The organism is Spiribacter aquaticus, from assembly GCF_007625215.1.
Lineage (GTDB): Bacteria > Pseudomonadota > Gammaproteobacteria > Nitrococcales > Nitrococcaceae > Spiribacter > Spiribacter roseus.
In genome coordinates, this window is the sequence record NZ_VMKP01000002.1 from 218,989 (window position 1) to 239,060 (window position 20,072).

Consider the following 20,072-nt stretch of genomic DNA (forward strand, 5'->3'; position numbering starts at 1 on the left):
CACTACATTGTCCCCACGAGTTCAGCGTAGGCACCTTTCCGGGCCAGCAGCCCCTCATGGGTGCCACGCTCCACCACACGGCCGGCCTCGAGCACGATGATTTCGTCGCAGTCACGAATGGTGCTCAGGCGATGGGCCACCACAAGGGCCGCGCAGCCGCGACGGCGGAGGTTGCGCTCAACATCCGCCTCGGTTAGCGGGTCGAGAGCGCTGGTGGCCTCATCCAGCACCAGGATCGTCGGATCATTGACCAGCGCCCGGGCAATCTCCAGACGCTGCAACTGTCCGCCACTGAAATTACTTCCACCCTCTCGCAGCGGGCTCTCATAACCGTGAGGCCGCGCCGCTACGACCTCGTGAATCAGGGCATCATGCGAGGCACTGACCATCTGCGCCTCCGGCAGCGTGTCATCCCAGAGGGTCAGGTTGTCACGGATACTGCCATCGAACACGGCGACATCCTGATCCACCATGGCGAGCGAATTGGCCAGTACCGCCCGCGGCCAGGCGTTCCGGGGTCGGCCATCGAGTAGAATCTGGCCGGACCATGGCGAATAAAGCCCCATCACCAGCCGCGCAATCGTCGACTTGCCACATCCCGAATGACCGACGAGCGCCACCCGTCGACCCGGCTCGAGCGAGAGATTGAAACCCTCGAGCAACGGCGCTTCATGCAGGCTATAGCCAAAAGTGACATCACACAGCTCGAGATGACCCGCGAGGCGTATGGGCCAATCCTCGCTCGGCTGCGAGCGCGTCGACGCCGCGTCGCCATCATCGTCCCGCCCCGGTGAGCACGGATAGTCGAACACGTCATCCAGTCGGCGCATATCGCCGCTCATCTTCTGGATGCGCCCGGCGCTGTCCACCAGGTCGTTCACCGGTTGAATGAACGCCGTTGAAAGCGCCTGGAAAGCCACCAGGCCACCAATGGTCAATGCGCCTTCCATCACCCGAAGCCCGCCGAGGGATAGGATCAGCGCCGCATTCAGCGCCATGAGAAAAGGCGGTGCCGAGAGCAGCACCCCGTTCGCCGCCCCCAGCGCCTGCCGGGCATTGAGCACCCGCGCGTGCTGTCCGGCCCAGCGGGCGAAGAAATCCCCTTCGGATCCGGTCGCTTTCAGCGATTCGATAGCCTGCAGCCCGCTCATCGATGTCCCGATCAGCCTGCCCTCATCCATGAGAAGCCGCTGGTTACCATCCTTGCGCCGACGCGCGACGGCGCGCAGGGTCACCAGGTTCAGCGCGGCGATCAGCATGGCCACGACCGTCAGCACCGGATCGAAAAACACCATCAGACCGGTGTAGAAGACCACCGTCATAATCGCGAGCAGGCTCCTCGCGAGATCATTCGCCAGCGCGTCGGCAACGCTGTCATTGAGGGTGATGCGGTTGGCGATCTCACCGGCCGAACGCTGATTGTGAAAACCCAGCGGCAAGTGCAGGACATGCCAGAGAAATCGTGCGGAGTTACTGATCGATAGTTTGCTGCGCAATCGCAACAGTGCCTGGAGCTGCAACCAGTACAGCATGGCCATCACCACCAGGGTTGCCGCCATGAGTGCGATGAGTGGGGCCACCCACGCCTCGAGCCCGCCCACCAGGACATGGTCGACGAAGACCTTGCTGAACACCGGCACCAACAGACCCGGGATCACCAGCGCCAGACCGACCAGCACAAGGAAGGCAACACTCCCCCAGCTGCCCGGCAGGCGCTCGCGTACCGCTTCGCGAATACCGCGGACACGGCCGCCCCGCTCAAAGCCCTCGCCCGGGGCCATTTCCAGCGCCACGCCGGTGAACCCGGCATCGAACTCGTCGATCGTCACGACCCGTGGCCCCGTCGCCGGGTCGTTCAGATAGACGCGCTCCCCGCGGAATCCCTCCACCACCACGAAGTGGTTGAACTGCCAGAAAACGATGCAGGGCCGGCCATGAGCACGAACGGCCTCGGGTTGCCAGCGCCGCCCCCGTGCCTCCATGCCGAAGCCGCGGGCCGCCCGCACGACGTTGCTTGCCTTGCTGCCGTCACGCGAAACCCCGCAGAGGATGCGCAGACGCTCGAGGGGGACAAAGCGGCCGTAATAGCCCAGGAGAATGGCCAGTGCTGCCGCGCCACACTCCACCGCCTCCATCTGCAGGATGGTGGGTGTTCGTACCCGCCAGTTCGAGGCCTTGCGCGTTGCCGACGTCGCCATTACGCGGATAATCCCAGCCAGCGGCGGAGGGCCGGGATGACCAACGTAATCGGCCGGCGCTCGGCTACGGTCACGCGCACGGTGGCCATCCCTCCGCTGCGGATGACCTCGTCAGGTCCCTTGCCGGAGGTCCAGCGAAATCCACTGGGCGTGGCGGCATCCGGAATCAGGTCCACCTGCGCCTCAAACACCGAACCTTCGGCCATCAAGCCACGAACCAGCGATTCATTGTCCAGCAGGCGCATCAGGCCGTTGAAGGTGACGGGATAGTCGGAGACGCGCGTAATTCGCCCCACCAGGTAGCCATGCTCCTCACGTCGGATAGCCGCCGGCGAGATCAGCGCCGTCATGCCCGGCTCAAGCTGTTTGCCATCCGACGCCGGGATGAACATCGCCACCTCGAGGCGTTTGATGTCCCGCCCGGTGCGCTCCATGCTCAGAAGCTCAGCGCCGGCACTGACCGCCGCACCGGTATTGTGCTTGACCTCCACTACCCGGCCAGTGTGGGGAGACAGGACCTGCACCGAGTTGCGGTAGCGTGAGACCAGCCTCTCGAGTTCCGAGCGGGCCTGATCAAGCGCGAGTCGGGCCGTCTCGAGTCGATTGACCCGGTCCTGCTCGCGCTGCGCATCCTCCAGCGCCAGCGCTTTGAGGTCAGCGCGCGTATCGGCAATTTCGCGCTCGGTTTCAATCCGGTCACGCCGCGGAATCAGCCCTTTTTCCTCGAGCTGTGTCTCGATCTGGTAGCGCTCCTGATTGATTGCGAGGAGTTCCTCGAGATTGGCGCGACGCTGATCGATGAAAGCGGACTGCAAGGCCCTCTGCTGTTCGTGGTGACGACGCAGCTGCTCTTGCTGTCTGGTCAGCGAATCCACCCGGGTCTGCTTGGCGCGCATTTGGGCGAGGAGCGCTGGCTGGCTCAGACGCGCAACGATCTGCCCCTGGTGTATTTGATCACCCACTCCAACGGACAGATCACTAACGCGTCCCGCGGTGGTCACGGTGACGGGCTGGACGCCACCGGTGCGGATGAAAACGCCCTGGGCGTCGACGCGGGTCGGCACCACGCCGATGACGCCCCAGACGACTAGGCCGACGATCAGCAGCATGAGCCCGGCCAGGGCCAGCCAGCCGCGCCGCGAGGTCACCACCATCAATGCATCCAGCTGCTCGGGCGAGGACAACTGATCCAGCGCCTTTTTGCGAAACATCGTTGACTGGGGCATGGACCAACGCTATCCCGGGCGCGTGGTGCGCGTTTGATCGCCCATTCGGCTTACTTTGCGGGACGTTTGCGGGTGTACTCAGGCCGAGAGGTGGTGGAGCCAGTGCTCGTAACGACGGTCGACACAACCCGGATCGGCAACCGGCTCGGTGGCGGCCAGCCCCTCGCGGCGCACCGTGCTCGGGCATACACCGTAGCGACGGCGGAAGGCCCGGCTGAACGCCGCATCGCTCGTGTAACCACTGGCCAATGCGATATCGAGGAGCGTGCGATGGGCCTCCTCGGGGCTGACCAGGGCCAGCATGGCCTGCCGCAGCCGTCGCTCCCGGATATAGGCCCCCACACCGCCCAACCGCTCGAAGAGCTGGTAGAGCTTGGAGCGCGACATGCCCACCTCCGCGGCGATCCAGTCGGCGGAGAGGCGCGGATTGGCCAGATTCGCCTCGATGAAACGCCGGATCGCCGCGAGCCGCACCCTCGCGATGGCGTTATGCTCAAACGGCGACTCCGCGGTGATGGAGTGGTTGAGACAGGTACTCACCATGCCCAGTGTGACGGGCAGTAGTTCGCTGGCCTGCTGCAGGGTGAGGCAGTCGGCAAACCGCTTGAGCATGCGCATGTGGTCATGCAGCATCCGCACCGTGGGGTGGGCCGGCGCGAGCATGCGCATGTGCTGACTATCGGGTTGTCTGAGCTGAGGCTCGAGCAAATCCCGCGGGATGATGAGCGATAGGTTGCAGAAATCGGTGGTCCGGGACACCGCGGGACGCGTGAGATCGAAGACCACCAGACCGTCCCGGGGTAGCTCGCGACGCCCGGCGCCGACCTCCCAGCTCATTTGCCCGCGCTCGAAGAGCTGGATCATGTAATGATCCATGCCGTCGCGGGCCATCACGGCCTCATTGCGTTGCCAGTCATGCTCGGTGGTGGCCGATCGGGCCAGCATGAGCGGACCGAGCATGTGGGCATCAACGCGCGCGAAGAAGCCCTCCTCGCGCCGATTCCTCGCCGTATCCACCTCAAAAATACAGGAAATACTGTCCTGCCATACCTCGTAGCGCTCCCGCGTGGGCACCTCGTCGAGTTCGAACACCGCGTGCGGTGGCGCCTGAACGGCCGCTTCGCCTCGGCCTGGCCGATAATCCTGCATGCCCCTCCCCCTTCGTCGGCAGACCAATGCCCGCATTACCGACGAAACCTTTCAGCAGAGCCTGTCACCAGGTGAGACTCGATTGCAAATACATGGTACTGCCGCCCGCCTCAGCCGCCCTGATTGGCTTTCCAGCCGGCCCAGATCAGCGTTGCCCAGGCAAACATGAGGATCTTGCCACCCACCGGCGAGAAGGACGAAAACGGGCATGAGCCGCCTTCCAGGTTGAAGGATCGGGGATCCGAAAAACCGCCGCGACCGTATCGCAGGGCAACCGGTGGCTGCGAGCGCGTTTACGCAAAGACATCAGGACAGACGGTCAAATGCCGACGCATCACACACCCCACCCTGATGTGGAGACTATTCAAAGGAGAGATTCCACATGTCCAGACAGGCAATAGAGCGTTTCCTGAACCAACTGACTGATGACCAGACCCTGCGGACCCGGCTCTCGGCAGCGCTGGAATCCGGCGATGAGGGTCAGACCGGCGAGACCGTGATTGCCTTTGCCAGCGATGCCGGTTTCGAGGTCGACCTCGACGATCTGGTCTGGCTGCAGGATGCGCTGGCCGAGGTGACTGATGAAAATGGCATCCTGCAGCCCGAGGAGCTCTCGGACGATGAGCTGGACGCCGTGAATGGCGGCGTGCTTGGCGCCATCTCCTATATCGGCAATCAGGTCAGGCAAGGGGCGGTGACAGATAATCCGAAAAACGCCCTCAACCCGTTCAACAAAGCGTTCTGGTGGTAGCGGCGTCGGGCGTTGACCCCGGCTTCGGGGCAACCTGGCTGGCCGATGCAACCCGCGATACAGTCACGCTTCATCCAGACGGCGCCGCGCCGATGCCCATGTACTTGGGATCCACCGCAGCGAGGGATGAACCGACCAGACGCGCCAACGGCGTGATGCCGGACTGCTCGGCAGCCCTCACGCCTGAACACCGGACGCATCGCGCCTGTTTCAGGCTTATGCCGCCCGACTGCATATTCAACCGTTCGCTGTTCTGAGTCCACAGTCGGCCATGCCGTTTGGTCCCGTCCCGGCGCATGCGCTGCCAGGCGGCTGACCTGGTGCTGATATCGGCGGCCGCGAATAGATATCCGGCAAAACAGGCTGGACCGCCAGTGAGGTGTGCTATTCCCAGGTCGGTACGTTGGGGTTGGCAAATGACCGAAGAGGAATAGCCATGAAGACTGAGACTGCACAGGCCTTCCTGAACCAGCTGGCCGAAGACACGGCCTTACAGACGAAGATGGCTCGAGCCGTCGAAGCCGCCCCTCGGGATGGGATTGCCGACGCCATTCTCGCCACCGCCAATGAGGCCGGACACCCCATTACCGCAGACGATATGGTCGCGATAGCGGAGGCCATAGCCCAGTCCGACGAGCTACCGGATGATGCCCTCGATACGGTAAGCGGCGGTTATGACATCGGTTTCCTCAATGCCAAAATCACCTCCAGTGACGTGAAAGACTTCTTCAGCAATCCGTTTCAGAAGCAATACTGGAAGTAATCACGGGCCCAGGGCATCCGGCGCATTCGCCACCGTCGCCGCGGTGCGTCACTGGATCAGCCCAATGCGCCCCGAATGGCCTCTGCGACGTTGGCGCCGGAATGCGTCGTTTGATCAGACATACCGAATAAACCAACATCCATGTACCCAGGTGCGGCGCTGAAAGTCTTTCGGGATAGACCACGCCGTGCGGTCTTCGATGCTGAACTGCTCATGCAGCACCGGGTCGAGCCTGAAGCCTTTGCGGTTGGTGGAAAAGATCAGTAACCCGTCCTCACTCAAACACGCGGCCGCCGCCTGGATCAGCGCCACATGATCGCGCTGGATGTCCAGACTGCCGGCCATGCGCTTTGAGCTGGAAAAACTCGGTGGGTCCAAGAAGATCAGGTCGTACCGCCGATCACAGCCCTTCAGCCACGCCATCACATCCTCTTGAATCAGGGCATGTACGGGGTTGTTGAGCTGATTGCGATGCAGATTGCGCTGCAACCAGGCGAGGTAGGTTTTTGATAGATCCACGCTGGTGGTGCTGGCCGCTCCCCCCAGGCCCGCATGCACGGTGGCGGCACCCGTGTAGGCATACAGGTTCAGGAAATGCTTACCCCGGGCGTTCTCACCAATCCACTGCCGCACCGGCCGGTGATCCAGAAACAGGCCCGTATCGAGACGATCGGTGAGGTTGACCAGCAATCGGCAGGGCCCTTCCTGCACCTCCAGATACTGGCCCTGTTCCGCCAGGCGCTGATACTGCTGCTCGCCACGCTGGCGCTGGCGGACCTTGTAGACCAGTTTTGAAGGGTCGGTGTCGAGTGCGCCGGGCAACGCACTCAGAGCGGCGCGCAAGCGGGCCTGCGCCTTGCCGGCATCAACGGTGGCGGGGGCGGCATACTCCTGGACATGCAGCCACCGGCCGTCCTCGCTGTTGTACACATCCACGGCCAGGGCGTACCCGGGGATGTCGGCGTCATAGACCCGATAGGCATACACATCCTCACGCGCCAGCCATTTCTTCAATTGCCGCTGGTTTTTATGCAGGCGGTTGACCAGGTCCTGCGCGGGTGTCGCGTCCCCGCCTCCGGCTTGCAGCTCGAAGCGCTCGAGGCGGCATTCAATGGGCCCATTGAACACCTGCCAACTGCGCTCGGGTTTCAAGCCGAGCGCACAGCCCGAGCCATTGAGCACCATCGCCCGCCAGCCCGCAAACCGCGTCTTCAGGGTCTGGCCCAGGCTCAGGTACAACGGCACCAACTCATGTTGCTCGGCCAGGCGCTGGCCATAGGGTGGGTTGGTGATGACCAGACCGCGCGGCCGATCGGCCGGGCGTTGCAGCTGGCCCACCTCCGCGCACTCCACAGGCACCCAATCAGCCAGACCCGCTCGACGCAGGTGATCGCGGGTGGTGGCGACCGCCTCCTCATCCTGATCAAACCCCAGGATGGTCGGTGGATTTTCAGCCCCGCGCTCCTGGCGCTCCAGCGCTTCGTCGATCAGGGGTTTCCACAGGGCATCATCGTGGCCACGCCAGTGATGAAAACCAAACCGTGTGCGCAATAGACCCGGCGCAGTGTCGGTCGCCATCCACGCCGCCTCGATCAACAGCGTGCCCGAGCCACACATGGGGTCAATCAACGCCCCGCCTTGGGCGGCCAGTGCGGGCCAGTCGCCGCGCAACAGCATGGCCGCGGCCACGTTCTCTTTTAACGGCGCCCTTCTGCCCTCGCGCCGATAGCCGCGCTGGTGCAGGCTCTCGCCCGACAGATCAATCGCCACCGTCACCGCCGCTTCCATCATGTGAACGTTCACCCGCACATCGGGCTGATCGGTGTCCACGGACGGCCGCCCGCCATTGGCGTCACGCAGCTGATCGACCACGGCATCCTTAACGCGCTGCTGAGCGAATCGGCTATGGGCGATGCGCGCCCGCACCCCGGTGAAGTCCACCGCCAGCGTGTTCTCCACCCCCAGATGCGGCGACCAGTCGATGCCCTGCACCCCGGTATACAGGGCCTGTTCGTCCTGGGCCTCAAAGTGGGCGATGGGCAGGAGGATGCGGTTGGCGAGCCGGGACCACAAACACGCCCGGTAGGCACCCGCCAGCGATTCGGTGAAGGCGACTCCGCCGCGCTGCACCCGCGCGCTGCCCAGGCCGAGGTCGCGCAACTCAGCGGCCAGCAGCTCTTCGAATCCGCGCGGAGCGGTGGCGAAAAATTCAGTCATTGGGCGTGTGGCTCGGTTGCGCCGGGGCAAGCAGGTGCATGACCAGCCGCAGCAAGCAGGGTCAGTGCCGTGAGGCCATTGTCATTCAGGGTCAACGGCATACCTTCCTGGCGCAGGTAAAGGAGAAACAGGAAGGCGCCCGAGCGCTTGTTGCCATCGGTAAAGGGGTGATTTTTGATCACGAAATACAATAGATGGGCGGCGCGTTCTTCGCGCGTCTTGTATAGCGGCTCGCCGAACATGGTCTGCTCGATGCTACCGAGGATCGCGGCCAGTCCCTCGCCCCGGTCACGAGCGAATAGTTCGTCGGCCTCGCCACGGCTTTTCAACTCGTTCGCCAGCGCATCGAGCGCCCCACGTGCTTCGTCCAGGTTCAGCACGCCGCGTGCCGGCTGACCTCCGGCCAGTTCACCGAGCTGGTCTTCGTCGTAATCGAGCAGCAAGCGCCAGGTACGGGCATACCCGAGCACCAGACCGATCACATCGCGCCCGATGTCGCTCACCCGCTCCTGGCGCACCAATGTTTCGCCCAGCAGATGGACGGCCTGCTCCAGTTCGGTCAGGCCGCGTTGCCCCAACCGATGCTGATTGAGGCTGTAGCCCTGAGTGAGATGCTCGCGAAGGACGTGGGTAGCCCATTGGCGGAAGCGGGTAGCGCGCATGGAGCTGACCCGATAGCCCACCGAGATAATAGCGTCTAGGTTGTAGTGTTTGAGGCGGCGCTTGACCTGCCGGGCGCCTTCCTGACGAACCACCGAGAAATCCTCGGTAGTTGCGCGTTCATGCAATTCCCCGTCTTTGTAGATATTCTTCAAGTGCAGCCCGATGTTGTCCGTCGAGGTGTCTAACAGAGCCGCCATCTGCGACTGGCTGAGCCAAACGGTCTCCCCTTCCAGCCGCACTTCTACCTGCTGGGCATCGTCTTCGAAAATGATCAGATCGCTCATCGTGGAACCCTGAAGTGGACCCCGGTTTTCGGACCAGGTGAGACGTAAAGATGAGGAGCCTTCACCATGACTCGAGGACCTCGTCCACCCAAGCGGGCACCACCTCGCTGGCCGGACCCTCGATGACACGGTCGAAGGCATCGCTCGCCTCGCTGCGGCCCAAATTGATCTCCACCGTGTACGCGCCCAGTTGGCCGGCCACCTCCACGAATCCAGCGGCAGGATATACCGTCCCCGAGGTCCCGATGACCACCAGCTGCGTGGCGCGTCGCAGGGCCTGCTCGATTTCGTCGAGGTGATAGGGCATCTCGCCAAACCAGACCACATCGGGGCGACAGGTGCTCTGCCCGCATGCCGGACATGCCGTCTGGGTTGATAGCTGTGGCGGCGATGGCCAGCAGTGCGCGCAGGCAGCGCAGACGGCCCGGTCAACCCGGCCATGCATGGCGTAGAGCCGACGGCTGCCCGCGCGCTCATGCAGACCGTCGATGTTCTGGGTGATCAGCGTGACCCGGCCGGGCAGAAGGCGCTCGAGTCGGGCCAGCGCCTCATGGGCGGCATTGGGTCGGGCAAGCGCGGCGTTCTCCCGGCGGGTATTGTAGAAGTCGTGGACAAGCGCCGGATTGCGAGCGAACCCCTCCGGCGTTGCGACGTCTTCGAGCTCGTACTGGTCCCAGATTCCTCCGGCATCGCGAAAGGTTCCCAAGCCGCTTTCGGCGGACACCCCGGCACCGGTGAGAATGACGATGGATTCAGGCATGGTGGCTGGCTACTACTGGATGTGGATTCAGTATAAGCGTTGAAAGCGACACGCTACGCACTTCGAAATCAGGAATGCATCTGTGGCGGATTACTACTCGGACAACGCCGAGGCCCCCTTTCGAGCGCATTGCGCGCGCCGTTGTGGCCTATCTGCCCATGCTGCTGGGCGATTGATGGTCGTCGCGTCATCAGTCACGCCGATCCCCATCGTCATCTGACGGTCGATTCAGCAGCCGGTAGACGGATTCGTTGTGCCGGCGGACGGTGTGATCGCCCCAGATGATCGCCGCGATCCAGCACAGCACGGGGCCAATGAGCGTGCCCGCGCTAGCAAGCGCCACCAGAATCAACACGATGGCCCCTGCCGCGCTGGAGTAAAAAACGCCCAGAGGCCCGAACACGAATGTCAGGATCGCGGAGGTGGTGCGGGATTTCTGGCGCAGATTCATGGGGGCTCCGGGTGTTCTTAAACGTCTAACCGACTGTCGCCACGTACTCGGCCAGCACCCGCAGATCAAAGGCTTCGTCCTGCGATCCGGCGGCTGATTTGGTCGGTACGCCTTGAACGATACATCCTGTGGACACCGGACCGGAATCAGTGAAGTAATCATGGCGGAGTATTATTCGGACAACGCCGACGCGCTTTTCGAGCGCTACACCGCTCTCGATTTCGAGACGGTCCATGCCGAGCTAATGCCTTGTCTTCCCGATACCGCTGGCGCCGCGCTGGATGTTGGCGCGGGGGCGGGCCGGGACGCGCTCGCACTCGCCAAACGGGGCTGGGAAGTGATTGCCGTGGAACCGGCACGGCGGCTGCGTGAGCGGGGTGCGGGTCACACCAATGGCCATCCTGTGCAGTGGATGGATGACCGGCTTCCGGGCCGATGGCCCGAATCAGGTCTGGTCGTGGGACACGACATGGCTGCCGGGTCCCGTGGTCGGGTTGTTCTTCTACCTGACCCTCATCATCGATCTCTACAGCCGCAAGGTAGTGGGCTGGGAGGTCGAAGCCCGGGAGTCATCGGCACTGGCCGCCCAGGTCCTGGAGCAGGCCCTGCTCAAGGAGCAGTGCTTCAACCAGCCGCTGGTGCTGCACTCCGACAACGGCAGCCCGTTCAAGGGGGCGACCCTTAGAGCCCGACTGACGGCCTTGAACATCGAGCCCTCATACAGCCGGCCGCGGGTGTCCAATGACAACCCGTTCTCGGAGTCCATCTTCGCCACCTGCAAGGCCATGCCAGCCTATCCGGCCAACGGCTTCGGAAGCCTGGAAGCCGCCCGGAAATGGGTCCAGCGCTTCGTGCAATGGTACAACCGCGAGCACCGGCACAGCGGCATCCAGTACATCACGCCGGTGGAGCGGCACAACGGCGAGGATGCGGCTATCCTTGCCCGACGCCAGCAGGTCTACGCCGAGGCGAAGGCCCGGAATTCGCGCCGCTGGAGCCGGGAAACCCGAGACTGGCGCCCCGTCGGCGCGGTCCATCTCAACCCGGAGAAGGAGCGCCGGGACTCAAGCTTGGCCAGGGTGGCCTGAAACGCTTTGAGGCGACAACTTTGTTGACAGACACCGTAGGGAACAGGTCATAAGTAGACACTTCTGCCATCCTTGAGCGTAAGCGATAGGAGAAGTGGCAATGGGGAAGTCCCGTTTCAGCGAGAGCCAGATCGTCTCGATCCTCAAGGAGGCCGAGAACGGTCGTAAGGTGAAGGACCTTTGCCGGGAGCATGGCATTAGTACGGCCTGCTTCTATCAGTGGAAGTCGGAGTATGGCGGGCTCGAGGCCTCCGACCTGAAGCGCCTGAAGGAGCTGGAGGCCGAGAACAACCGGTTGAAGAAGATGTATGCCGACATGGCCCTGGAGCATCAGGGCATGAGGGATCTTCTGGGAAAACACTAAGGCCATCCGACCGCCGTTGGGCGGCCGAGTACCTGACGCAGTTCTGGTCGCTGTCCATATCCCGTGCCTGTGGGCTTGTCGATCTTGCGCGCAGTGCCTGGTATCGCGGAGAGACAGCAGAGAAGCAGGCGCAGGCCGATGCCCCGATAATTGACGCACTCAACCACATTATCGAAGACCACCGACGCTGGGGGTTCTGGAAGTGCTTCGGCACGCTCCGCAACCGGGGCCATCACTGGAACCACAAGCGTGTCTGGCGCGTATATCGGGCCATGGGGCTCAATCAGAAGCGGCGGACCAAAAAGCGCCTGCCGGATCGCGAACGCCAGCCGCTGGAGGTGCCGGCGCAGATGAACCACACCTGGTCGTTCAACTTCGTGAGTGATGCGCTGCACTGCGGCCGCCGGTTCCGGTGTCTCAACATCATCGACGAGGGCACACGGGAGGCGCTCGGCGTTATCCCCGACACATCGTTGCCAGCAGCACGGGTGGTGCGCGAGCTCAAGCAGGTTGGCTCCGTTAAAGGGCTGCCGGCCCGCATCCGCATCGACAACCGCCCTGCGATGCACGCGCAGGCGTTCACCGACTGGTGCGAGGACAACGGCATTGAGCTTGCCTATATCCAGCCCGGCAAGCCATACCAGAATGCCTACATCGAGCGGTTCAACCGCTCCTTCCGCGATGAGTTATTGGACCCGTACCTGTTCACCAGCCTGAGCCAGCTCCGGGAGATGAGCGCTGCATGGATGATCAGCTACAGCGAGGAGCGACCCCATGACTCGCTCGGACGAGTACCGCCGGCGGACTTCCGGCGGCAGACAACCGGCGAAGTGTCTACTTTCAAACTGTCCGCTTGGCGGGGGAGCATACGAATTGGCTGTATGAAATTTTTATCACACCGACCCCTTGAGTCGTGGAACCATCCAAAGACCAAGAGCGAACTAATCCACCATATTCTCATTCATGATGCGGTCGGTTTCTGACAAAATTTTCAAAATGCGTTGGTAGTGTTTAATGTCGTCAAAGGACAGCGTTCGGCCCTTCCGGTCTTTAAGCCATTTTTGAGCGGGTTGGTATCCTCCCATGTAGAAAACCCATGACACCTCGGGCACATCCGAGAAATATTGCGTTTCGTTGATCCAAATCTTCCCATATTTGAACTCGGGCCTTTCGACAATGTTGCCGCCACGGGTCCCGTCCACAGTCGTAAAGGGATAAGGCGTTCGCCCGATGGTGACGGGATCCATCAAGTGCAGCTTTCGCAACTCGGTGCCCTTGCACGAAACTTCCCAAAATTCATCGGGGGTGGTAGGCCACGGGATTCGGGGAAAGTCGATTTTCAGAAATTCGGCGTAAGTGTCGCGATACGCGGGGGAGTGCAGGACGCCGTAAATATAGTCGAATACTTGAACCTCGTCTGGCGTTCCGTGTTCGGGATGTTTGGCCAGCTCTTGTAGCCTCTCGTATAGCTTGGGATCAAAGTTAACCCGGCGGGTTTGATCGAAATCTTGTCCGTCTGGGAAGAGGTAGAGAGGCGCAGCTTGGGAAATGCCTTTGTTGCTATAGACACCACGATTATCAAAGATATGCTTTGATACCAGAACATTCACAGGGGGCGCATCTGACCTTACCGTCTGTCGCGAAAAGATAAGCGCAAAATTATCTGCAGCGACAAGGTTACGCATAACCCTCTTGCGCCACCTCCAGAGAATGCGATTATCAAAGTACGTCATCTTAACATCGAAAGGCCTGTATGTAATCGGTATCGGTTTCAAATCGGCAGTAGATAAGTTTGACTTGTTCCCAAGTATCCATTTTGCATAATTCTTCCCCAATGAATACTTTTCTTTGAGACTTGATTCCGTGTGATCCGTGCTTATAAAATCCGTTAATTTTTTATTCAACTGCAAGGCTGTCTCTGCAATCGCAAAGCCATCTCCCATTGTCACTATACCTGTTGTGTTTTCGGGCATAAAGTCAGTCAAATCGAAACCTTCCCAATAGGCTTTAATCGGTGAAATATCACGCGGGACAAAAGGATATTGCGGGGCAGGACTTGCGATCTTCTGTGTGATGAGGTCACCAAAACCTTCTGAACCCAGGGCTTTGTATTTGTATTCCCTTGTCCCCCAAAGGTCGCCGTAGCAAACCTCTGCTAAACCTTGCTTTTTGGTGGCTGTCTTTACGGCAATAATGATTGCCACGCCTTGCTGGATGTCGAAAACGTTCTTGTCGACTTCTCCATCAGGCCCAATCTCTTTCCGATTTGTGTTCCCGTGGAGGTTGAGTATATGAATTCGGTCGAAAGTGTTTAGGAGATGCCAGCGCATCCCGCGAAACGTCGGGTTGTCGAGATAGCCGTGATTGGTGATTAAACCAAGAACGCCCTCGCCGTTCTCCTCCATCAGGCGCTCAGAGAGCCGGATGAACTTCACATAGTCGTCGTGTAGCCAGTGTTTACGCTCGCCAAAGTGTTTCCCATCGACGTACTTGTAGTCATCGATTAGCCCTGTGATCCAACTTCCCATATTCTGCGATATACCCGAATACGGGGGGTTCCCGATCACGCACATGATGGGCAGATCGTGCTTTATGGTATTCGCCCCCTTGGCCTCTCGGCTCAGCCATTGGGTAAAAGGTAGACTTTGATTGGCTGGTTCGGCCTCTTCCAGCGAATTGGTCAGGTAGACCGAGAGGCGCGGTGGCGCTTTTTTTGGGTTATAGCCCAGTTCGTTCAGGATCATATCCAGCTTCATGTGGCACATGGCGTATGAGGCCATTAGCAACTCGAACCCATGCAGGCGCGGAATAAGGTCATCTTCGATAAATTGGGACCACATCCCGGGGGCGACGTCTTGGACTGTCGGCGCAATTTGTTTAATCACCTCGGCGAGAAAGGTGCCGGTGCCGGTGGCCGGATCAAGGATCTGCACGCGGTGCACATCTTTTTTAATCGTGACTGCTTTGCCTTTCTTGTCAGTCTGACCGACGTCCCAGTCAATTGTTACCTTGGATGTATCGGCCAAGCCATCAGGCAGGCCGAATTCGGTTTGCAGCACATCATCGACGGCGCGCACGATGAAATTGACCACGGGTTGTGGGGTATACCACACACCGCGCGCCTTCCGTTTGGACGAGCTATATGCGGCGAGGAAGGTCTCGTAGAAGTGCAGGAAGGGATCATTATGGCCAGTCAGCTTGCCGAAGCCTTCCATGAGTTTTGCGACGTCGCAGGCGCGGAAGACGCGGGCTAGATCGTCGATGATCCACGCGATGCGGTCGTCAAGGTCATAGCCAGCCACATAGGCAAACAAGCTGCGCAGGAAAGGGTTGGATTTTGGTAAGAGGTCAAGCGCCTCTTGGCGGCTGAAGGTGTCCAACGAGGCATCGTGCAGGCGCGCGGCGAACATGCCATAAGCGATAGTTTCGGCATAAATATCCGCGAAATCCTCAGGCGTAATATCGTGGATTAGGTTTTCCTTGAAGGCGTGGTATTGGGCTGCCAACTCTGATTGCAGATTTTCATCTTCGCGCAGGGTGTTACTCAAAACGTCTTTGATCAGGGTGGCCTTGCCTGCCATCCGTTCGGCGAGTTCTTTGGGCGACGTGATGGTTTGGGGGCGTTGCGCGATGAAATTTTTCAGAAGGTTTTCAAGAGTTTCAAATTGGTCGGGGTTGGGCTCAATGCCCGTGACGAAATCGGCAATGGTGACGGATGCAACCAGTTCGCCGTTACGGTAGAAGTCCCAATCCAGCGCGTTGGAGTAGATCAGGTTGGATAGGGCGGCCCTGTACCGCTCTTGCTGCTTCTTATTGGCGTCTTTCATGTCGCGCAGGCCGACGTGCAGGTCTTTCGCCTCGATATGACCGATCACGATATCGCCTCGAGTCACCATGAAATCAGGCGCACCGCATTTCACACGTTGGGGTTCGTTCAGAGCATTTATGTCATCGCCCAGCGCCGCAAACAGAGATTCAAAGGCAGAGCGATAGGAAGGTTCGGTCGCGTTGCCGGTGGCATAAATAGACTGTACCTTAGAAAGGAATTCCGAGATCAACGACATGCGATAGTTCCTTGGATTTTTCTGGATGACCGTAACCGGTGCAATCAGTCTGCGAAAATCTCTGGAGGGCGCGAGGTTAACTGGTCAAGGCGCCCACCAGAATCATGTGTCCCGTCCAAGCCAGCAAGCGCTAGTTGTAATCTCTCAGTAGAGTTTCGTCGGAGGAGCTTTTGGGGGCGCTGAGTTTGTGGACTTAGTAACCCAATGAAGGCTCCCTTGGACATACACCAGAATACGGCGCTGCACCGAGCAGGCACTTGGGCCGAATTAGGCCTGTGGGCTATGAAAGCCCTCGCCAACATGACATACGCCGGCCATTGCATCAGCATGGCCACTAAAGCGGCAATAAAAATGTGTCCATCAGCAACTTGCATCCGCTACCTAAGTTATCTTGGCGTCAGACCCCCACAAAACCATCGGCATTAATACTTGCCTCTCCCTCCCTGCGATAGGCCGTCAGTTTCCCCTCTGGCGCCGGTTCTGTGACGGTATAGTCAAGGCAGGCTACTCGATCACTCATGGGCTCAGGCGTCCCCCGGAGCCAATAGTGGCCGACGAATACGGGCTTTTCGTCAACGTACCCCGGCAAAATTTCGGGGAGGACTGGCTGATCTGAGAGAGTTTCCCGAGTAGCGTCATCCAGTATGGCGACGGACCGATAGGTCCCAGCGCCCGTTCCCCACCAGCGCGTGCGGATATGATGGCCCTCATAGCCGTCCTTATCGAAGAAGGTCTCGCCCGCCGGGAGCGGTATCTCAAGGCCCTTTAGCACGGTTTCAGCGGCGGCATACGCATCAGTTCCTTTGCGCGCAGCGCCCTGCCAAGCGGCTTCCCGCAAACACTGCTGCTGATCGAGAAGCGGCCTCAGAGTCTCGAGCGCCTCGTCGTGCCAGCAGGCTTGCACGCCCCGCAGCCCCTTGAGGTCGAGGTAGAGCGGCAGCGTTTTAACCAGGCGACAATCTCGTCATGCAGGGCGCTGTCTTCGCCAACCTGTTCAAGGAAGGCCGCGTGCTGGTTGCGGTTCTTTTCGGTGTGCGGTCGAAGGCGCTCGCCGGGTTGCTCCGGGTGCGGCGTCTTAAAGGCGACGGCGTTGAATTCGTGATTGCCCATTACGGCAAGTGCGGTGCCACGGTCGATCATCGAGCGCACCAGGCGGTACGTCTCGATCTGCTCCGGGCCGCGGTCGATGAGGTCGCCAACGAAGATAGCCTGGCGATCCGGATGCCGCCATCCGTCAGCGTCCCGCTCGTAGCCCATGCGCTCGAGCAACTGTTCAAGGCGACTGGCATGTCCATGAATGTCGCCAATGATGTCGTACATGACCTGCTCCCTGGCCCTAGATGGCTATCACGGTACTAATGGTTGACCTCAACCGCCACCCCAAGCTGCACCCGCTCTATTGAATTACCGAGGTTAAACGGACACTCCGACAGCAGGGGTCGCAAGTCCTATCTAGGCTGTCGCTATGAGCATGTTGATCGTGACTGAGACCGGTGAACTCTGGTCGTTTAGAGATTTTTGCCGCAGCGAGCACGCAAAGCCCATACCGCCGAAGGCGTACGGCACGAACCACTCCATGGACGACCTGAGCGCAAAGGAGGAGGTGGGGCGGTGGGTCACCTATTCGCGCCTGGACGGGGTGCCATGGTGCATCGCGATTGCATCGGATGGACGAGTGTCTTTTCTCGCCCGCTGCGACGAATCAAGGAAAGCGAGTCATTACGTCGACAGTCGCTACAGCACTCGGGCTAGCGTCATGGCGCTTGGCCGATTGCTCGGCGTTCTGCTCGCGATTCTTCGTCGGCGAGGGCCAGCGAGTTTGCCCGAGGTCTCCTTCGATCCCGAGAGCCCCGCCCTCGGTATGGTATTCCGGCATATGACTCAAAACCCTTGGACCCTGGAGGCGTTCCGGAGCGAAGGCTTATACCTTGTCGGTCTCTCTGGCGAGGCCATCCGATTCCGGCGTTAGTCACCGCATGCGACCATTCGCTGCATCGCTTTCTAGCGGCTACCTCCAAGCCTTCAGCTCCGCGACCTTCATGATTGAGGTCTTATCTTCCGAGACGCAATAAATACGCAGCTCGCTCGCGGGTTTCAGCCAGTCGGCCGTCAGCCCGGTATCCACCCAGTTCTGGAGTGGTTGGCGTGTCCCGGGACCCAGATCGTAGATCGTCACGCTCCAGTAAGTGCTTGGCCGAATGCACCGTCGCGTCCGAATCCAGCCCGCCGTAACCAGATGTCGAATAATGGCGGCCCGCGCGCGGCCCTCGCAGCCAAAACGCTCGGCTTCGCCGTGCTCGGCATAGACTGCTCGCAACCACTCATCGGTAGCGTCAAAGCGGGCCGGGTCCGCAATGACGGCCGCGATGTGCGAGGTGCGAACGTCGAGGCACTCGCCATCCGGGGCGATCCAGTGGGCCGGGGTCAGCATCAATCGGTCACCGTGCCGTCGGGGTGATGAACCTCCACCGGGACGCCGGCCAGACGCTCGGCGAGCGCATCGGCGCCCCTGGCACCGCCAGAGACAAGCACAGCCGGCAGATGGGGCTCGAGCACGGACTCAAGCCGTGCATAGTCCTCAAAATCCCGGGAGCCGATCACGGCAATGCGTTTGAGCGTGGGATCCGCCATCAGTCGAGCACCCAACCTGCTTCGATGACCGCATCCGGCGTATCGAAGGACTCCACAGTGTCTATCTCGCGCCGGGAAATCACGAACCGGCCCATCAGCAGCTCATCAATCGGCATCAGTCCGTAGCCGCCATCGGCGTTTTTAAAGTTGGTGTATTCCCAGGCGAAGCCAAGCATATCCAGTCCATGGCTCTCGAGCGCCTGGCGCGTTTGATTTGTCAGGGTGTCAGACCACTGGATGGATGACATAGCGGGACCTCCTCTGCGATTGGACGTAGAACGTAACGCGTCACTCCGACGGCTAATGTCGCACTCACGAGGTATTGTTTCCCGGCAATGGGCCATCACCGCCCATCCTCTCCCTGCCGGAAAAGGAGGCAAAACCATGCCCGGTATGCCATCCATCGAGCGTCATGCCTTCAAAGTCGACGGCTTTGACTACGTCCTTGTCCTGCGCGAGGCAGGCCAGATCACCCTCGCTCTCACCGGCGGCCACATCCCCGGCCGCGGTCACCTCTTTGATCTCTACCGCGAATACGATCCCTTCGAGAAATGGGAGGACTATGTGCCGCGTATCGAGCTGTTCGACGACATCGATACCGGTGTCAACGCTTTCCGGCTGATGCGCGCCGTGCAGGGGCGCATGAACGGCTGGATCAACCGGGCCCGGCCGAGCTACTTCGTCATCGCGCCGAACAGCACCCGAAAGGCGACGGTCTATAACCGTGCAACCGCCCTGCTCGCCCGGCGCATCCGTGGCTATCAGTGCCAACAGATCGACCAGCGCTTCTATTTCTTTCGACTCGCGACAGGTGCGACCGGGCAGGCCCACGGGAGCAACGACGCACGGGAGGCCGCCGATGCTTGAGCCAACAGCGCTCGAGCAACTGCTTCGTGGGCGCATGGCTGCCCTCGACCTGTCCCGCGGGGATATCGGCCAGCGCTTGAGCCCGAGCAACCCGAGTAAGGCGCTGCGGCGGCTCGATGCGTTCGCGGCAACCGGTGAATGTCCGGAAGACAACCTCTGTGAGCGCCTTGCCAACGCGCTGGACCTATCCATTCCTCGCATCGTCACCGCGGCACGGGCCACCCGCGAGGCCATCGAGGCGCAGGCCGAAGCCGACTACCGCGCCCACTTCACCCCCCATGCCATCTGGACCACCGCCCGCAACACCCCGAGCTCCACGGCCATGGCGGGGTTCATTAACGCGCCGGCGAGACTGGTCCTGACATTCCCCTCGAATCTACCCAGCGAGTCGTTCATTGCCTACTGTCAGGATCATGCACCGGCGGGCGTTCCCCTCTATGGCCCGGTCACTGGATTCATCATCAATTACACCCCGGACCACGCATGTCGGTATGACCGGGAAGGGCAGCGACTCGAGACGCTGCTGAGCGCGGTCCGGGTTGGATGCGCCTTGACCCGGGTCTAGTGATATCCGCCGGGCCCTTGCGCCCTGGCTG

General features: G+C 60.8%; 18 protein-coding genes and 1 pseudogene. 6 read left to right on the plus strand and 13 right to left on the minus strand.

The window, feature by feature from the left end; all coding sequences use genetic code 11:
• Nucleotides 1-2: 2 nt before the first annotated feature.
• From FPL11_RS04400 to FPL11_RS04410, 3 genes are all read right to left on the minus strand, one after another.
• Nucleotides 3-2,198: an NHLP family bacteriocin export ABC transporter peptidase/permease/ATPase subunit gene (locus tag FPL11_RS04400; RefSeq protein ID WP_144347585.1), complete on the minus strand. Its 2,196-nt coding sequence runs from the start codon at nt 2,196-2,198 to the stop codon at nt 3-5.
• A complete protein-coding gene (locus tag FPL11_RS04405; RefSeq protein ID WP_144347586.1) occupies nt 2,198-3,424 on the minus strand; it encodes an NHLP bacteriocin system secretion protein in 1,227 nt (408 codons plus the stop codon). Before FPL11_RS04405 ends, FPL11_RS04400 begins: the two co-directional genes overlap by 1 nt.
• A gap of 78 nt (nt 3,425-3,502) precedes the next feature.
• Complete coding sequence (locus tag FPL11_RS04410; protein WP_159308462.1) at nt 3,503-4,573, minus strand: helix-turn-helix domain-containing protein; 1,071 nt, start codon at nt 4,571-4,573, stop codon at nt 3,503-3,505.
• 382 nt (nt 4,574-4,955) lie between these two features.
• Between FPL11_RS04410 and FPL11_RS04415 the strand changes: the two genes are divergently transcribed.
• Together FPL11_RS04415 and FPL11_RS04420 are read left to right on the plus strand one after the other, a co-directional pair.
• The gene (locus tag FPL11_RS04415) at nt 4,956-5,324 is read left to right on the plus strand and encodes a Nif11-like leader peptide family natural product precursor (protein WP_144347588.1); all 369 of its coding nucleotides are present in this window, start codon (nt 4,956-4,958) and stop codon (nt 5,322-5,324) included.
• Between the two features lie 436 nt (nt 5,325-5,760).
• Nucleotides 5,761-6,087, plus strand: a complete 327-nt coding sequence (locus FPL11_RS04420; protein ID WP_144347589.1) for a Nif11-like leader peptide family RiPP precursor — start codon at nt 5,761-5,763, stop codon at nt 6,085-6,087.
• Nucleotides 6,088-6,201: 114 nt separating this feature from the next.
• On the opposite strand, the gene rlmKL is transcribed toward FPL11_RS04420, so the two are convergent.
• The 5 genes from rlmKL to FPL11_RS04445 form a co-directional block, all read right to left on the minus strand.
• The gene (gene rlmKL, locus FPL11_RS04425) at nt 6,202-8,304 is read right to left on the minus strand and encodes a bifunctional 23S rRNA (guanine(2069)-N(7))-methyltransferase RlmK/23S rRNA (guanine(2445)-N(2))-methyltransferase RlmL (protein ID WP_144347590.1); all 2,103 of its coding nucleotides are present in this window, start codon (nt 8,302-8,304) and stop codon (nt 6,202-6,204) included.
• Nucleotides 8,301-9,251: a virulence RhuM family protein/type II toxin-antitoxin system death-on-curing family toxin gene (locus FPL11_RS04430; protein ID WP_144347591.1), complete on the minus strand. Its 951-nt coding sequence runs from the start codon at nt 9,249-9,251 to the stop codon at nt 8,301-8,303. The genes rlmKL and FPL11_RS04430 overlap by 4 nt, the downstream gene beginning before the upstream one ends.
• Nucleotides 9,252-9,312: 61 nt before the next feature.
• Complete coding sequence (locus FPL11_RS04435; RefSeq protein ID WP_144347592.1) at nt 9,313-10,011, minus strand: NAD-dependent deacylase; 699 nt, start codon at nt 10,009-10,011, stop codon at nt 9,313-9,315.
• A gap of 190 nt (nt 10,012-10,201) precedes the next feature.
• Nucleotides 10,202-10,462, minus strand: coding sequence for a hypothetical protein (locus tag FPL11_RS04440; protein WP_144347593.1), 261 nt, complete (start codon nt 10,460-10,462; stop codon nt 10,202-10,204).
• A gap of 25 nt (nt 10,463-10,487) precedes the next feature.
• A complete protein-coding gene (locus tag FPL11_RS04445) occupies nt 10,488-10,697 on the minus strand; it encodes a hypothetical protein (RefSeq protein ID WP_144347594.1) in 210 nt (69 codons plus the stop codon).
• A 181-nt stretch (nt 10,698-10,878) separates the two neighbouring features.
• Between FPL11_RS04445 and FPL11_RS04450 the strand changes: the two genes are divergently transcribed.
• A complete protein-coding gene (locus FPL11_RS04450) occupies nt 10,879-11,550 on the plus strand; it encodes an IS3 family transposase (RefSeq protein ID WP_159308461.1) in 672 nt (223 codons plus the stop codon).
• Between the two features lie 100 nt (nt 11,551-11,650).
• Nucleotides 11,651-12,732 (plus strand): annotated as a pseudogene (locus FPL11_RS04455) (IS3 family transposase); the annotation flags it as partial.
• 123 nt (nt 12,733-12,855) lie between these two features.
• Here FPL11_RS04455 and FPL11_RS04460 read toward each other — a convergent pair.
• The 5 genes from FPL11_RS04460 to FPL11_RS04480 all read right to left on the minus strand — a co-directional run bounded on the left by FPL11_RS04460 (nt 12,856) and on the right by FPL11_RS04480 (nt 18,857).
• The gene (locus tag FPL11_RS04460) at nt 12,856-15,978 is read right to left on the minus strand and encodes a type ISP restriction/modification enzyme (RefSeq protein ID WP_144347596.1); all 3,123 of its coding nucleotides are present in this window, start codon (nt 15,976-15,978) and stop codon (nt 12,856-12,858) included.
• Between the two features lie 864 nt (nt 15,979-16,842).
• Entirely contained in the window at nt 16,843-17,298 is a 456-nt protein-coding gene (locus FPL11_RS10140) for a metallophosphoesterase (protein WP_200833584.1), read from the minus strand.
• Nucleotides 17,299-17,986: 688 nt separating this feature from the next.
• Nucleotides 17,987-18,409: a hypothetical protein gene (locus FPL11_RS04470; RefSeq protein WP_144347597.1), complete on the minus strand. Its 423-nt coding sequence runs from the start codon at nt 18,407-18,409 to the stop codon at nt 17,987-17,989.
• Nucleotides 18,409-18,609, minus strand: a complete 201-nt coding sequence (locus FPL11_RS04475) for an SLOG family protein (RefSeq protein ID WP_144347598.1) — start codon at nt 18,607-18,609, stop codon at nt 18,409-18,411. Before FPL11_RS04475 ends, FPL11_RS04470 begins: the two co-directional genes overlap by 1 nt.
• Nucleotides 18,609-18,857, minus strand: a complete 249-nt coding sequence (locus tag FPL11_RS04480) for a hypothetical protein (protein ID WP_144347599.1) — start codon at nt 18,855-18,857, stop codon at nt 18,609-18,611. Before FPL11_RS04480 ends, FPL11_RS04475 begins: the two co-directional genes overlap by 1 nt.
• Nucleotides 18,858-18,993: 136 nt before the next feature.
• Here FPL11_RS04480 and FPL11_RS04485 point away from each other — a divergent pair, with 136 nt between their 5' ends.
• The gene (locus tag FPL11_RS04485) at nt 18,994-19,476 is read left to right on the plus strand and encodes a hypothetical protein (RefSeq protein ID WP_144347600.1); all 483 of its coding nucleotides are present in this window, start codon (nt 18,994-18,996) and stop codon (nt 19,474-19,476) included.
• Entirely contained in the window at nt 19,469-20,041 is a 573-nt protein-coding gene (locus FPL11_RS04490; protein ID WP_144347601.1) for a hypothetical protein, read from the plus strand. Before FPL11_RS04485 ends, FPL11_RS04490 begins: the two co-directional genes overlap by 8 nt.
• Nucleotides 20,042-20,072 lie beyond the last annotated feature (31 nt).